This is a genomic window from Amycolatopsis lexingtonensis, from assembly GCF_014873755.1.
GTDB classification, from domain to species: Bacteria; Actinomycetota; Actinomycetes; order Mycobacteriales; family Pseudonocardiaceae; genus Amycolatopsis; species Amycolatopsis lexingtonensis.
This window is the reverse complement of sequence record NZ_JADBEG010000001.1, coordinates 3,767,530-3,783,508: the sequence shown is the minus strand read 5'-3', so window position 1 is coordinate 3,783,508 and position 15,979 is coordinate 3,767,530. Positions and strand designations below refer to the sequence as shown.

Sequence of the window (15,979 nt, the reverse complement as noted above, 5' to 3'; positions counted from 1 at the left end):
CCGTCACTTCGAATCTTCAGAGAGCGGAACAGGTCATGCGCACATTCTCGAGGACGAGCAGACGCGTCAGAGTCGTCGCCGGCGCGGTTGTCGTCGTGCTCCTGGGCGCCGGTCAGCAGGCGGTCGCGGCACCGGCGACGGCGTCCGGCTGGCACGGCCTTGGCTGGGACCTGCCCGCTCTGCAAGCCACGAATTCCGTCGACGTCCAGCCCGGCGGTCTCCGGACTCCGCCGGTCGCGGCGGCCGCTGCTGCCACGCCGTCGGCGTCGTGGCTAGCTGCCGCGACCGCGGACGTCGCGCTGCCCCCAGTGGCTGCGGGCGCACCCGCGAGCAAGGCGGCGTCGGCGCTGCCGGTGACGGTCGCGCGTAGCGGCCGTGACGTGGCCACCGGTAAGCAGGCCTCGCATGCGGCCGGCTCGGTGCGGGTGGACGTCCTCGGCAAAGCCGAGGCAGACCGGTCCGGCGTTCAGGGCACCCTCGTGCGGTTGTCCCGGTTGAGCGGCGACACCGCGGGCCCGCTCGACCTCGACGTCGACTACCGGTCGTTCGCCGCAGCCTACGGCGGCGACTACGGCAGCAGGCTCCAGCTGTTCACCTACCCGGCGTGCGTGCTCACCACCCCGGACGTGCCGGAGTGCCGGCAGAAGACCCCTCTGCTGTCGCACAACGACTCGAAGGCCGGTCACGTGAGCGGGCAGGTCGGCTTCGCCGCGGCCGAGACCTCGGCGCTGGTCGCAGCCGAAGCCGGGGACAAGGGCGACGGCGGGGACTTCAAGGCCACCGACCTCAAACCGTCAGGGTCGTGGAGTTCCGGCGGGTCCACGGGCGCCTTCACCTACTCCTACCCCCTCAAGACGCCGGCCGGCCCGAGCGGCACCGGGCCGGCGCTGAGCCTGGACTACTCCTCCGACGCCGTGGACGGGCTGACCTCGGCGACGAACAACCAGGCCTCGGCGATCGGGGACGGGTGGTCCCTGTCCGGCGGTGGGTTCATCGAACGGTCGTACAAGTCCTGCGCGGACGACCTCGGTGGCAACAACGGGCAGAACAAGCTCAACGGTGACCTCTGCTGGTTCTCCGACAACGCGACGCTGTCCTTCGGTGGCGCCAGCGACATGCTCGTGCACGACAAGAACGACGCCAAGAGCTGGCACACCAAGATCGACAAAGGCGCGAAGATCGAGAAGCTCGCCAACGCCGCGAACGGCGCGCAGGGCGGCGAAGCGTGGAAGGTCACCACGGCCGACGGAACGCAGTACTTCTTCGGCCTGAACCACCTTCCCGGCTGGCAGCAAGGCAATCCGGAAACCCGCTCGACGTGGACCGAGCCGGTGTACGGCAACAACACCGGCGAGCCGTGCAACCACACCGCCTTCGCCGACTCGTTGTGCGCCAACACCGCGTGGCGGTGGAACCTCGACTACTCGGTCGACACCCACGGCAACGCCACGGCCTTCTACTACGACGTCGAGAACAACGCCTACGCGGTCAACGGGAACACCACCACCTCCACCGCGTATACCCGCGGTGGCTACCTGTCCCGCGTCGAGTACGGCTTCAACACCCGCGTCGCCAACGTCTACACCACACCGCCGGCACGGGTGGTGTTCGGAACCGCGGAACGGTGCCTGCCCACCAGCACCTTCACCTGCGACCCGGCACTGCTGACCAAGGACAACGCGACACGCTGGCCCGACGTCCCGTTCGACCGCATCTGCGCCACCGGCGTCAAATGCCTGAACGCGTCACCGACTTTCTTCAGCCGCAAGCGCTACACCACGATCACCTCGCAGGTCACCGACGGAGCGGGTGGCTGGAAACCCGTCGTGTCGTGGGCACTGGCGCAGTCCTTCCCGACCCCCGGCAGCGGCGGCAGCCCTGCCCTCTGGCTCGACTCGGTCACCGAGACCGGTCAGGCGGGCGTCACCAGCACTCGCCCGGCGATCTCACTGCCGCCCACGAAATTCCACGGCGTTGCGAAAGCCAACCGGGTCAACACGACGACCGGCTACACGGCCCTGACCCGGCAGCGGATCGACTCGGTCACCAACTCCACCGGCGGCGTCACCGCCGTCACCTACGCCGAGCCCGAATGCGTCACCGGGGTGAAGATGCCCGCCGCGCCCGAAGGCAACACCCTCGCCTGCTACCCGATCTACTGGACCCCCGGCGGAGCGACCGACCCGATCATCGACTGGTTCAACAAGTTCCCGGTCACCGAAGTCAAGGAAGACGGGAACACGGTGCTGTCCCAGCAGACCGTCACCCACTACGACTACCTCGGCGGCGCGGCCTGGCACCACGACGACAACCCGCTGGTCAACCCCAACTACCGGACCTGGTCACAGTTCCGCGGCTACGGCACGGTCAAAACCACCAAGGGCGCCGCGACCGGGGACCCCTCCGGTCCGCGCACCGTCACCGAAACCCGCTACCTGCGCGGCATGGACGGGACGCCCGTGCCGAGCTACTGGGGCGAAAGCGTCACCGACCTCGACCAGTACGCCGGATTCGTCCGCGAAGAGCTCACCTACCTCGACGGCAAGGTCATCGAGGAGAAGCTCAGCGACCCGTGGCGGAGCCAGGACGCCACCGCCACCGACACCGACGGGTTCCAGTCCTTCTACACCGGCACATCGGCGCAGCGGACGCGCACGTGGATCGAGGCGACACAGCAGTGGCGGGTGAGCCGGAAGAAGTCCACGTTCGGCGACTACGGCCTCGAAGTCGCCACGGAGAACGCCGGTGTCCTCGTCGGCGACACCCCGGCACCGGACCAGGTGACGTGCACGACCACGACCTACCTGCCCAACCTCGGCGCCTGGCTGCTGAACGCGGTGCAGCGATCCCAGACTTTCACCGGCACCTGCGACACGCCGGTGACCAGCGCGAACATCATCTCCGACACCAAGAACTCCTTCGACACGACGGCGTTCGGAACACCCCCCACCGTCGGTGACGTCACCGCGACCGACGTTCTGGACAGCTGGCCGGCCGGGGGAGCCGAGCAGTTCCAGAGCCCGGCACACACCGCGACGTTCGACAACTACGGCCGCAACCTGACCGTGGCCGATCACCGCAACCTCCCGACGCGCACCGTCTACACCCCGGCGACCGGTGGACCGGTGACGCGCATCGCGACGACCACGCCGCAGATCAGCGCGACCAACCAGAAGACGTTCACCTCCGTCAAGGAACTGGATCCGGTGAGCGGCGCGATCCTCGCCGAAACGGACAACAGCGGTCTTCGCACGGACGCCGCCTACGACCCGCTGGCCAGGCTCACCTCGGTGTGGAGCCCCGGACACAGCAAGGCGAAGAACGAGCCCGCGTCGACGACCTACGCCTACACGGTGACCGCGGACGCCGGGAAGGTCAGCTCGGTCGCGACCAAGACCCTGCTGGCCAACGGCTCGTATGCCACCAGCTATGCCCTCGTCGACGGGCTGGGCAGAACGGTCCAGACCCAGACACCCACGCCCTACGCGCAGGGCGGCCGGCTGATCACCGACACCCTCTACGACTCCCAGGGGCGTACCTACATCACGCACAACGCCTACTGGAACGGCGCATCCGGCCCATCGGCGACGCTGCAGGTCGTCCAGCACAACGCCGTACCGAACAGCACGTTCACCACGTTCGACAGCGCGGGCCGCACGACCGGTTCGGCGTTCGTGCTCAACGGTGCCGAGCAGTGGCGCACGACGACCCGCTACGACGGCGACCGCGCCGTCACCATCCCGCCGGCCGGCGGGATCGCCACCGCCGTGGTGACCAACGGCCTGGGCCAGAACATCCGGACGGTCCAGTACCACGACCGCGACCACACCGGCCCGAACGACCCGGCCGACGTCACCAGCTACACCTACACCCCGGCCGGGCAGCTGGCCACGGTCACCGACGCGACCGGCAAGAACGTCTGGACCACCACCTACGACCTGCGCGGCCGCAAGACCTCCGCCACGGATCCGGACACCGGTGCCACGTCCTACACCTACGACGAGGTCGACCGGCTTGCGACCACGACCGACGCCCAGCACCGGACGCTGGCCTACAGCTACGACAACCTCGGCCGCAAGACCGGCGAATACCAGAACACCGTCACAGGCACGAAGCTCGCCGACTGGACCTACGACACCGTGCTGGCCGGACAACCGAGCGGCTCCACCCACTATGTCGGTGGCCGCGCCTACTCGACCGCGGTCACCGGCTACGACACCGCCGGGCGTGTCACCGGCGTCAGCTACACGATCCCGGCGTTCGAGACCGGTCTCGGCGGCACCTACAGTTTCGGCACCACCTACGACCCGCTCAGCGGCGCGGTGGCCACCACCTCGAGCCCGGCCAGGGGCGGTCTCCCGGCGGAGACGATCTTCCACGACTACGGTTCGCTCGGGCAGCCGAGCAAGCTGAGTACCGCGGTCGTCGGCGGTTCCCCGCTCATCCTGGTGTCGAACACCCAGTACAACCCCCAGGCGCAGGTCCTGCGCACCGACTTCCAGGACCCGGTGAACCCGCACCAGGTGTCGGTGACCAACACCTACGAGAACGGCACCGGCCGCCTCGCCACGACACTGGCTCAGCGCGCCACCACCGCTGGACACGACGTCACGAACCGGACCTACACCTACCGGCCCGACGACAACCTGACCAAGCTCGCCGACACGCCGCAGGACGGCACCGCGGACGTGCAGTGCTTCCAGTACGACTGGTCCCAGCGCCTCACCGGAGCATGGACCCCGAACTCCGGCGACTGCGCACCGGAGCCGGCCGTCGGCGGCCTCGGCGGCGCGGCCAAGTACTGGACGTCGTGGGACTACGACACCAGCGGCAACCGCACCAGGCAGGTCCAGCACACCACCGGCGGCGACGCCACCACGACCACCACCTACCCCGCGCCGGGCGACCCGCGCCCGCACGCCGCGCAGGCCGTGACCGGCCCCGGGGGCACCACCGGCAACACCTACTTCGACGACGGCCGCACCAAAACCCGCGGTCCGGACACCGGCGGCCAGAGCTTCGCCTACGACGCCGAAGGCAAGCTCTCCTCGGTCACCGAGGCCGACGGCAAGACCAGCACCTACGTCTACGACGCCGACGGCAACCGGCTCATCGCCCGCGACCCCTCCGGCGTCACCCTGACCGTCGGCGACATCGAGCTGCGGGTGCCGGCGGGCAGCAGCTTCTCCACCGGCACCCGGTTCTACAGCTACAACGGTCGCCCGATCGCGGAACGCAAGGCCACCGGCGGGGTGTCGTGGCTGCTGACCGACGAGCAGGGCACCACCTACGCCAGCGTCGACGACAACGACGAGATGACGGTGCGCAAGCGTTTTCAGGACCCCTACGGTCTTCCGCGCGGCGTACCGGCAGGTCCGTGGGTGGACAACCACGGCTTCCTGGGCGGCTACCAGAACCCAACCGGGCTCACCCACCTGGGAGCTCGCGAGTACGACCCGGCCACCGGCAGCTTCATCACCCCGGACCCGCTGCTGGATCCCGGGAAGCCGGCCCATCTCAACGCCTACACCTACGGGTTCGGCAATCCGCTCGCCAACTCGGACCCGACCGGGCTTGAGCCTCAGCTGAGCTACTGCGACAAGGCTGATGATCGTCGTGCGTGCCTCAACTACGGCTACACGGCCAGCACCGGCAACGCCAGCGACGACCGGTATTACGGGCAGTACAAGTCGTCGTCGATCTGGGGGTGCAACTGGAGCCGGTACTGCCTGGCGAGCAACCGGGACGTCACCCGGAAGGGGAGTAAGCCGCCGACGCGGGAGCGTGCCGAGGCGATCTACCGGGAGTATCACACCGAGGGCATGACGCTGCAGGAGATCCTGCAGCTCGGCTGGCAGATGACCGGCATCCCCGACATCGTCGACTGCAGCAACGACCCGACCTGGGGGTCCTGTCTGGGGGCGGCGTTGACCATCGCGCCGTACCTCAAGGGTGGCAAGGCGATCGAGGCGCTGGCGAACTCGGCGAAGCTGGGCCGGGTCGCGCGGTTCGTGGGCATGATCGATGACGCCGTCAGGGGCGAAGACGGGCTGTGGGATCTGGCTCGGGCGGCGTGCGGTGTTCCGCACAGCTTCACCGGTGACACGCAGGTGTTGATGGCCGATGGCACGGCGAAGCCGATCTCGGAGGTGAAGGTCGGAGACGAGATCTCGAACGCCGGCCCGGACGGCAAGACGATCGAGCACCACAAGGTGACCGCGGTACACGTCACGCAGGACGACCGTGATCGGGTGGACTTGCTGCTGACTGGTAGCGATGAGCCGATCCGGACGACTGAGCATCATCAGATCTGGGAAGCTCGTAGCCATCACTGGGTCGAAGCTGGCCAGCTGCAAGCAGGCGACCAAGTTCAGACACTCGGCGCCAGTGCAACCATTGCCGAGGTCGAGCATCACTCTGCTGCTGGTGCGACCTACGATCTGAGCATCGATGGCCTGCACATGTACTATGTGCTGACAAAGGTCACCCCTGTACTCGTGCACAACAATGGAACGTGGTGCGGGATCGGTCCGGCGGAGGCTCAGGAAATCATCCAGAATGCTAATAGGATCGGTTCCGGATTGAAGAAGGATGGCGGGCATAGAGCTGCAGATCTGGTTGTGGATGAAATTTCAACCTCTGGTGTAGTTACGACACTTGAAGGAGGAGATAAAGTAGTGCGCTTGCTGGTGCAGATGCCTGGAGAGATGGATGGCAAGCTGGGGCGCTTCGAATGGCTGGTCGAGCGCGGTGGGAGCGGCTACCTGGTCACCCATCAAAGATTCGTTGATGGAGGGTCAATTAATGGATTGCCGAACAAACCATGAATGCGATGGCTAAGTTCAAAATTCCCGGCAACTTTGTTATAGATCGCGTCGACTTGACTGCCGGCGAAGTTGCCTATGGGAGGCGCCGGGGTTGGTTGGATGATTCTGCTGTCGCGCAGATCTACGAACACAAGATGCGTCTCGGCCGCGCCCTTTCTGGCGTGGAAGAAAAATGGGCGCTCGCGCTGTCGGGGGACGTGGCATCTGGAGGTCTTCCAGATCTTCCCCTTGGTGACTCTGGCTGTGATCGTGAGTTGCGGGCAGTATGGATCTATCTCTCGTTGGCATGGATTTATCAAAGTAATCTTACTGAAGATGCCTTACTTAATGTTATTGAGGAGTTGTATTCGGACTTCGAATATCCCGAGGAGATGGAAGGATTTGTAAAGTACATGCCACCTCCGGTCGGAGGTGTGGGAGGAATTGTTGGAATGATTGAAAGATTGGAAGCGTTTCTGAGGTATGCGGAAGACCTTTATCGGAAACGGTAAGTCTAGCGCCAGTGCAATTTTCGGCCTTCGCCGAATGTTCCTTCAAGCTGGCCAGGTGCTGACTGTAGTGGACCGATGTGCTGATCTCAAGATTGGGGACCTTCTTGCCTTGCTCGCTGCGGCGTCACCCGCAGGCCGCTGACGATGTCGTGGTCGGCGCCGAGTGCGCGCTGGGCATGACTGCCATGTCGGGTCCCGGCTCGGCGGTAAGGTGAAGATCGGCAACCATGCCTCGACGCCGGTCCTGGCCGTGCAGGCGATCACTGGGCAAGTTCGGGGTGTGAAAATCGAAGTTCGCTACGAACCATTGACTGGCACTGTCCTTACGGTGTTTCCGAGGTATGAACTTCTGTGGTAGAGCGTTACGAATACGTCAAAGAATTAGTGCTCGGCTTGCTTGCTGATTCTCCAATTGTGAGGGAAGAGGTGATATCGGATGTTCGCCACTTAGTATCTGCGGGCGAGGAAGAGTTGGCTTTCGGGACTTTATGCTCATGGATATATGAAGACGAATTGCGTATATCGGCGCAGTTCTACGAAAAGTTACGGCGTGCGGCATCTGAGCTCGGGGAGAACAAATCAATTGAGAAGCTCGACGAGCTGCTAACTGAATGACGATGGATGAGGTGATAGCTCGCTGGCGTGGAGCGCGGCTGGCGAGCTGGATCGGCTGGGAGAAGTCGAGGTCGGCGCGTGGGCGACGTCGATGTGTCCGGCGGGGCGCATTTCGGTCTCGAGTGTGGCGATTGCGGCCCGCGGTGGCCGCCACCTCTGGGCGCGGCCCTAGGCGATCACGATGACGGCTAGAGCCTGTTTCAATGTCGTAGCCACTCGTTGATCGCCGCGATGTGCACAGTTGCCTCGTAACGAACCGCGAGTTTGTCGAACCGTGTGGCGACGCCTCGGTTCCGTTTGAGCCTGTTGATGCCGCATTCGACCGCGTGCCGCTGCTTGTAGATCTCCGAGTCGAACGCTGGTGGTCGGCCGCCAGCCTGGCCGCGGTTGCGGCGATGCCGCACCTGATCAGCGGGCTGGGGAATCGTGCACGCGATCCCTCGCCGCCGCAGATAGGCCCGGTTGGCGCGAGAACTGTAGGCCTTGTCCGCCAGAACCCGATCCGGCCTGCTCCGGGCTCGCCCACCACAAATCCGGGCGACCCGGACCCTGGCCAGCACCGCCTCGAACTGCGGTGAATCCACGCTGCCTGGCGGTCACCAGCAACGACAATGGTTTCTGGCCTTTCGGTCGCCAGGTGCAGCTTAGTCGTCCAGCCTCCCCGCGACCGGCCCAGCGCGTGGTCGGCCGGTTCGGGTACGCCGATACCGCCGGGCGATTCTTTCTGCAGGTCGCCCTCGATACGGGCGCCTGCGGCATGCTGGTGCGCCCGGTTGATCGTGGAATCCACGCTCACCTCCCAGGTGATCAGCCCGGCGGCGTCGGCCCCGAGTCTGAAACCCGGCCAGGATCAGCGCCCACACGCCAGCGCGCTGCCAGCGCCGGAACAAGCCATAGACAGTTTGCCAGCAGTCATACACGGGTGGGACGTCACGCCACGGCGAACCGACACGGACCCGCCAGCGGATGCCGTCCAGGAGCTGGCGTTTACTCCACAGTGGCGGGCGGCCGGGCTTCTTGCCGACAGGCAGCAGCGGTTCCAGGATCGCCCACTGCGCGTCGGTCAGATCGGCTCGCCCCGTCGCCGCTAGGCTGGGCACTAGGTCCCCGGTGTTCTTGATCAGCTTGGTCGTTGACCGGTCTACCGGAGACCTCGTCTATCTGATCCAAGGCACGCCGCACCCACAACGCCAGCCAGAAGCTCCGCTGGTCAGTGCAACGAAACAGGCTCCAGGTCGATGTCGAGGTCAGCCCGGCAGCGCGACCTGCACGTGCTGGGTGACCTCGTGGGTGGTCAGGCTGCGCACCCTGGTCGCGGTGAACGATGCACCGGTCGGTGAGGTGAGTCGTCCTCAGGTGATGGTGCGTGCGTGGGCGGGCAGGGCGATGACGTGCAGGGTGTCGGGCAGGGGCCCGATCAGCTCACCCGGGGTCGGGTACGCGGTCGCGGTCGGCGCTCCTCGGCTCGGCCCATCCGGCGTATGGGCCGTGGGAGGCGGTGGCGGCTCACGCGGTGTGAGCTGCCACCGCCGGAGCGCGTGCTAGCGTCGGCCGGTCTCAGGCACCGGGAAGGTCGTCTCGGTCTCCTGGTCCTCGTCCGTCTCCGCGCCACGCTCGATCACGGCGATGACGTCGTCGGCGGAGGTGGCCAGGCGGGCGGTGCCGTCCTGGATCAGCCGATGGCAGCCTGCGGACTGCGCCGAGCTGAGCGGACCCGGTACGGCCAGCACCGGACGGCCGAGGAGGGCGGCGGTCCGGGCGGTGGTGCGGGCGGCGCTGCGCACTCCGGCCTCGACGACGACTGTTGCCCGGGTGAGCTCGGCGAGCAGACGGTTCCGGGCGATGAACCGGTGCCGTGTTGGTGGGGTGCAGGGCGGGTACTCCGACACGACCGCGCCGCTGCCGGCGATCCGCTTGAGCAGGCCGGCGTGCCCGGCGGGATAGCCGACGCTGAACCCGCAGCCGAGGATCGCGACGGTGGAGCCGGGGCGGTCGGTGGCGAGTGCGCCGCGGTGGGCGGCGCCGTCGATGCCGTAGGTCGCGCCGCTCCAGACGGTGAGACCGCGGGTTGCCAGTGTGTAGGCGAGTTCTGCGGCGTGGTGTTCGCCGTACTGGGTGGCTGCGCGGGAACCGACGATCGTGACTGAGCGCGCGCCTGCCAGTTCGTTCAGACGCGCGTCGCCGCGGACCCACAGGCCCAGCGGCGGGACGCCGGGAGGGTCGTCGTCGTGGGTCAGGCCGGTGAGGACGTCGGTGGGCCATTCGTCGTCCTCGGGTATCACGAAGCGGCCGCCGGCCTGTGCTGCGGCATCGAGGCTGGTGTCGGCGAGCTCCCAGCTGGCCTCGTCGCAGCAGTCGGCGAGCACGCCCGAGGGTGCGGTGCGTTCGGCGATCCGGTGGGCGGCGTCGATGGCGCCGACTCGGGTGACGTAGCGGGCGAGCGACCACAAGCCGGGTTCGGCGGCGTGCTGGAGGAACGCGCGGGCGCGCCGTGCGTCGGTGGAGCTGGACATGGGTACTCCTTCAGACGATGTGCTGGGCGTGAGGGGGCTCAGGTTTCGTCGGGGAAGCTGCGCACGCGGATCTCGTGGAGGCGGCGTTCGACGACGGTGCCGGCCGGCCACATCGAGGCGAGCAGCAGCAGCTCCACTGCGTCGTTGATGACACCGTTGCGGGTGTCGGCGTTGTCTTGCCCGCCGCGGGCGAGGAATGCGGCGTGGAAACGGCCGATGTACTGCGCGGGGGTCATGTCGGATTCGACGATCTCTGCGGTGGTGGTGGTCTGGTGGCTGGTGATGCCGACGAAGCTGCGGGCGCAGCCGCAGATCGGGGAGTCCGGGTCTTCGTGGGAGAGGCTGGCCAGGTCGACGATTTCGGTTCCGGGGATGCTGTTGGAGTCGTTGGTGCGCTGCCCTTGCGTGTGATGGGTGGAGACGAAGTACTTGAGCATGGTTTCCTCCTCGGTGGCCGTCGCCCGGGTGGGCGGTGGCCGCGGCCTTCGCGAGCGGGCCCCGGGGTCCGGGGCAAGCCGCGCACTCGGTAACCGGCACGGGCGCGGTGACGGTGGGCTTGCCCCGGACCGCGGGTCTGCTGCACTGAGCTGCAGCCACGTCGCCCTGGCCGGTCGACACAGCACGAGAACCAGCGTCAGCATCCGCGTTTCGTGCAGGAATCAGCACGGAAAGTTAGCTCCAGAAAACTCGCCACACTTGTGGCGAATTACTGGTTTCTGGGGCACTCTGGTTTTAGAAGGTGATCCACTGTGGTTCGCAGGGAGTAGCCACAGTGGACCCTTCCGGGGATCCGGACCGTTCTCAACCACCGGCGGTATAAGGGTTCCCGGCTCGGGAGAGGGCACTGGGGAGGGCGCCTCTCCCGAGCCAAAATCTTCAGTGGCCGACGTCGACCGTTCGTCGTCGACGTGCCTGTCAACAAAGCAACCCGTTCTGTCGATCGCAGGGTGACTGGTTATCGGAACGAGGTCTCCTATACCGATGTGCAGCCACGCTCGAGGGATGGCGGCCGGTGCCACTCTGCGTTGCGGCGCCCGCTCGTCGATTCGCGGGTCGACGAGCGGGTGTCATCCGGATGCCGTGCCGGCTACGGGAGCGTAACTGGCTCGCTGAGCAGCCTGCGCGGATTCCGGCGAGGTTCGGGTGGTCGAGCGTTGCTGCTTTTGGGTGGGCCTCGGCGTGGGAGTGTCGCCGCAGGCGGCGGTCACGGTAGACAGGGAAGTTCGGGGATTGTGGGGAGAGTTCTCGGATGGCTGGTTTCGATGTGATGCGCGGCAGTAGCCGGGTTGTGCCAAGCGCGGGCACTGTGGTGGTCTCGACAAGCGTGTTTGTTTGCGTGGTTACCTCAGGCGGTTTGCCTGCGTTGTACGCGAGAGCGGACGGGCGTTGTGGCTGTTGATGACGTCGAGCGCGTGCAGGCGGACCGGCTGGCCGGATCTGACGATGACCGGGTTCGGTCAGTGGCTGAGCTTGGGCCACAGCGGCGGGCACACGAGGTCGGCTGGTCCGGCGCAGGGTCTGTGCGTGGGAGAATGGTTCCCCGGCAGGTGCCGCCGATGCCGGCGTACTTCACCAGCCGCGGGGATGAGCTGGACGAGTTGGACCGCATCGCCGGGGCCGTGGATGGTGTGCCGGGCCCAGTTGCGCCAGTGGCGGTGATTGTCGGTCCCGGCGGGGTCGGCAAGACCGCCTTGGCGATCACGTGGGCGGCGCGTAACGCCGATCTGTTTCCTGACGGGCAGCTTTACGTCGACCTGCGGGGTTTCTCTCCGGAGTCGGCTGCGCTGCCGCAGGAGGTTCTGGCCGCGTTCTTGCGAGCGTTGGGCATTGAACCGGGGAATGTGCCTGCGCGGCTTGCCGAGCAGGTGACGTTGTTCCGGACGCTCACGGCCGGTCGGCGGCTACTGGTGTTGGCAGACAACGCGGCGTCGGCGGCACAGGTGCGGCCGCTGGTCCCGGCCGAGGCCGGATGCATGCTGGTGGTCACCAGCCGGCTGCGCCTGGATGGCCTGTTCTCCGAAGGGGCGCAGTTCGTGGAACTGGATCCGCTACCGCACGCGCATGCGGTGGAGTTGCTCGTTCGTACGGTGGGGCGGCAGCGGGTTGCCGGTCAGCAGCAGGACGTCCTAGACCTGGTCCGGTTGTGCGGGCGGCTGCCGATCGCATTGCGGATCGCCGGGGCCCGGCTGGCGTCACGTCCGCGCTGGAGTGTGTCGCGGGTTGTTGCCGAGCTGAGGGATGAACACTCTCGCCTGAGCAGGCTGTCGGCTGACGGCGATCCACTGGTGGCCTCGACCTTCGATTGGTCATATCAGGCTCTTCCGGAGTACGCGGCCCGGCTGTATCGGCTGTTGAGCGCGTATCCGGGACTGGATTTCGGCGCTGACGTTGCCGGGGCGGCCAGTCAGGAGAGTCCAGGTCAAGCCGCCGAGGGGCTGCAGGTGCTGGTGGATGCGAGCCTGCTGGAGGAACTCGACATCGACCGGTATCGCTTCCACGATCTGGTGCGCCTACATGGACGAGCGCAGCGTGACCCTGACCGCGACGAGGTCGTGGTGCGGATCGGGCAGTGGTATTTGGAGGAGATGACGCGCGCCAACGTTGTCGTGATCCCGATGCGCTGGCGGGTCAGTTCGGTGGCCGACCAGCTGGCTACCGAGCCGGCGCGGTTCACCTCCGGCAGAGAGGCGTTGCACTGGCTGGCGGGGGAGCTGCCGAACGTGCTCGCGGTGCTGGAGGGTGCGGTCGCCGACCAGCAGAACGAGTTGGCGTGGCAGCTGTGTGAGGCATTGTGGGAGCTGATGCTCAACCGCAAGCACTATCCGGAGTGGCTGCGCTCCCATGAGCTGGGCATCACCGCGGCGCAGCGGTGCGGAAACAGGGTGGCGGAGTCGCGGCTGCGTCACCAGCTGGGACGCGCCCACCTGGATCTCGGGCAGCTGGGGCCTGCCGAGCAGGAGACGCGTCGGGCGGCCGAGCTGGCGCGAGAGGCTCAGGATCGGCGCAACGAGTCCGCAGCGCTGCAACAGCTGGGAATGGTGGCCCAGCAGCATGGTGATCTGGACGCAGCCGTGAGGTTGTTCACCGACAGCTTGCGCCTGGAGGAAGAGCTGGGCATCGAGCGCGGGGTGGCGTTGCGCCATCGGCGGATCGGGGAGGTGCTACGTCAGGCCGGTCGCGAGGTGGAGGCGAGGCGGCATTTGGAGGCGGCTGCGCACTTGTTCGTTGAGCTGGGGGATGAGAAGAGCGAGGCGCAGGTCGCGCTGGGGCTGGCCCGGATCGATGCGCGATCCGGGCGTCGTGCGGCGGCGGTGAGTCGTCTGCGGCAAGCCCGAGATGTGCTGGGTAGGTCAGGATCGGTGGTCTATGAGGCAGATGTACTGGTTGTGCTGGCCGAGATTGCCGAAGGTGATGACCAGTGTGTCGAGGCCCGTGGCTACCTCACCGAAGCGGTGAGGTTGCTGAGCGAGGTCGGCGGTGCTGCGTTGGAGCGGGCGAAGGCGGCGCTGAGCAGGCTCGATGCGGTCGATCGTGGCGAGGGCGCCCAGTCGGCGGCCGGTGGCGAGCCACACGAAGGCGCCGACCGCGGCGAACTCGACGGGAAGGCCGTGACCGTTGGTCATGAGGGCGACGTTTCCGGTGTGATCGCCGATCAGTAGTTCTGCGGAGCCGATCGGGGTGGTACCGAGGGTGAGGCCGGGAAACCGGTCGAGCACGGTGGCGAGTTCTGCTCGGCCGTCGGCGCGGCACGGCTGCGGCGAGGTGATGAGGACGTCGGCGAGGGTTTGGCGTTCTGGCGGGCAGCGGTCGCGGCGGGCGGCGAGGAGCGTGCCGTGCTGCCGGCCGCGGGTGTAGTGCCAGCGGATCATGTCGCAGCGCGTACCGGTTGCGCGGGCGGGGTGGACGGTGATGACCGGCGGGTCGGTGTTCATGACCTCACCGGCCTGGGTAATGGGACGGGGGAGATCGGTACGGTGCGGGCGGGTTCGGGCAGGTCGAGTAGCCGGTACATGGTGCGGCGCAGAATTTGGCCGGCTTGTCCGGGCCGCGAGGTGAGCAGTTCCCGGATGAGGTCCGGGAGCCTGCTGGCGTGGCAGGTCTGGGTCGCGGCGTGCAGCTGTGGCACAAGGGGCTGGTCGAGCTGCCAGCGGGGTGCGTGGTCGGCGAGTACTGCGGTAGGGGTTCCGGGCAGCAGTGGCCGGTCGGGGGTGTCGGCGAGCAGGATTGACGCGCCGGTGGTGGCGGCGTAGCCGGTGACAGACCCGTAGTCGCCGATGACGTGGTCGGCGGCGACCAGGGCGGCGCGCCAGCCCTCCTCTGGGGGCAGGAGGGTGAGGCCGGCGCGCAGGGCGTCGGCGAGCCAGGAGCGCACCTGCCAGGGGCTGTGGTGGGACCAGATCTGCGGGTGCAAAGCGGCAACGACGCGATAGCGGTCGCGGGGGAGTTCGGCGATGACGCGGTCGAACATGTCGGGGTTGCGGCCGAAGGCCGATCGGGGTGACCAGGTGGAGGTGGCCACGACGATCTGCTGGTCGTCGGTGGCGCCGAGGGATCGCCGGTACTGGCGGCGGTAGGGGAGGCTGGCGGTGAGGCGGTCGAGGGCGATGTCGCCGGCGACGATGGCTGCCGGTAGCGCGGGCGGGCAGATCTGGGCGAGCAGGGCGTGTTCGCGGTCGTGGACCAGGACGATCGTGTCGGCGCGCAGGCGACCTTCGCGCATTAGCTGATCGGGGCCGAGGTTGGTGCGCAGCTGAGGTGGCTGGTCGAAGGTGGTGCCGGGCGGGCTTCCGTTGCGGTATTGGCCGAATCCGCCGCCGTGTGGGATGAGCAGCGTCGGGGCGGCGAGCTGGTCGAGCCCGGCGCCGCTGCCGGCGAGGACGAGGTCGGGATTGCTGCGGCGGGCTTGTGCCCAGGGGAGCACGGCGGCGCCGTGGGCGTGGAGGAAGTCGTGGGTGGCTTGCCAGTTGTCGTCGGCGTGCGGGTTGGTGAATACGACCTGTATGCGGTGGTCGGCGTCCAGCAGCGGCAGCAGATCCAGCAGGCGGGTGCCGGCGACGATGTGTGGCATGAGCACGAGCACGGATTTCGTGCCGCGCCGGGTGAGCAGGTGCTGATCGGTGCGGTCGATGGGGCTGCGTATCCAGATGGTGGCGTTCATCGTGCGGTTCTCCCTCGCATCGCGGGTTCGCATCAAGGTTGCGGGGAGAGGTTGAGAAAGAGCTTTCGGCCTGTCTGTCTGGTCGTTGACAGTTGATCAACTGTGATCGTCAGCGTGGGGCTTTTCGATGGTTGAACCAACGCTTCTTCTCGCGAGCACGAGCCTGCAACGGTGCGGGCGGGATTAAACGATTGACTTCTTGCGGTCGCGGAAATCCAATCTTGGAATAATCGGAGTATGTTGTGTATTCGTGATCTGAGGTGCTGGCGTGCTGCCAGCAGTGGACGGATCCGCTGCCGGTCGGCTGCTTGTGATCGGGTGTCCCGAATTTGTCATCCTGTCGGGCCGTAGCGTGGAAATGACGTGCTGGCCAGC

Annotated in this window: 7 protein-coding genes and 1 pseudogene; 4 read left to right on the top strand and 4 right to left on the bottom strand. The window is 67.0% G+C overall.

The genetic code is table 11. From position 1 onward, the window contains the following. The first annotated feature begins 35 nt into the window (after positions 1-35). From H4696_RS17085 to H4696_RS17075, 3 genes are all read left to right on the top strand, one after another. The gene (locus H4696_RS17085) at positions 36-6,827 is read left to right on the top strand and encodes an RHS repeat-associated core domain-containing protein (protein WP_143265117.1); all 6,792 of its coding nucleotides are present in this window, start codon (positions 36-38) and stop codon (positions 6,825-6,827) included. Between the two features lie 5 nt (positions 6,828-6,832). After that, complete coding sequence (locus tag H4696_RS17080) at positions 6,833-7,318, top strand: DUF2247 family protein (protein WP_158104322.1); 486 nt, start codon at positions 6,833-6,835, stop codon at positions 7,316-7,318. 351 nt (positions 7,319-7,669) lie between these two features. Beyond that, on the top strand, positions 7,670-7,933 hold the full coding sequence (locus H4696_RS17075; RefSeq protein ID WP_211299695.1) for a MafI family immunity protein: 264 nt from the start codon (positions 7,670-7,672) through the stop codon (positions 7,931-7,933). Positions 7,934-8,133: 200 nt separating this feature from the next. On the opposite strand, the pseudogene H4696_RS51555 reads toward H4696_RS17075, so the two are convergent. From H4696_RS51555 to H4696_RS17060, 3 genes and pseudogenes are all read right to left on the bottom strand, one after another. Next, a pseudogene (locus H4696_RS51555) lies at positions 8,134-9,033 on the bottom strand (IS5 family transposase). Positions 9,034-9,474: 441 nt separating this feature from the next. Beyond that, positions 9,475-10,446, bottom strand: coding sequence for a DNA-processing protein DprA (gene dprA / locus H4696_RS17065; protein WP_086861058.1), 972 nt, complete (start codon positions 10,444-10,446; stop codon positions 9,475-9,477). A gap of 38 nt (positions 10,447-10,484) precedes the next feature. Beyond that, positions 10,485-10,883, bottom strand: coding sequence for a DUF7715 family protein (locus H4696_RS17060; RefSeq protein ID WP_086861056.1), 399 nt, complete (start codon positions 10,881-10,883; stop codon positions 10,485-10,487). Between the two features lie 1,119 nt (positions 10,884-12,002). On the opposite strand from H4696_RS17060, the gene H4696_RS17055 reads away from it, so the two are divergent. Further along, the gene (locus tag H4696_RS17055) at positions 12,003-14,105 is read left to right on the top strand and encodes an ATP-binding protein (RefSeq protein WP_086861054.1); all 2,103 of its coding nucleotides are present in this window, start codon (positions 12,003-12,005) and stop codon (positions 14,103-14,105) included. A gap of 269 nt (positions 14,106-14,374) precedes the next feature. On the opposite strand, the gene H4696_RS17050 is transcribed toward H4696_RS17055, so the two are convergent. Continuing rightward, positions 14,375-15,604, bottom strand: coding sequence for a hypothetical protein (locus tag H4696_RS17050; protein ID WP_143265114.1), 1,230 nt, complete (start codon positions 15,602-15,604; stop codon positions 14,375-14,377). Positions 15,605-15,979 lie beyond the last annotated feature (375 nt).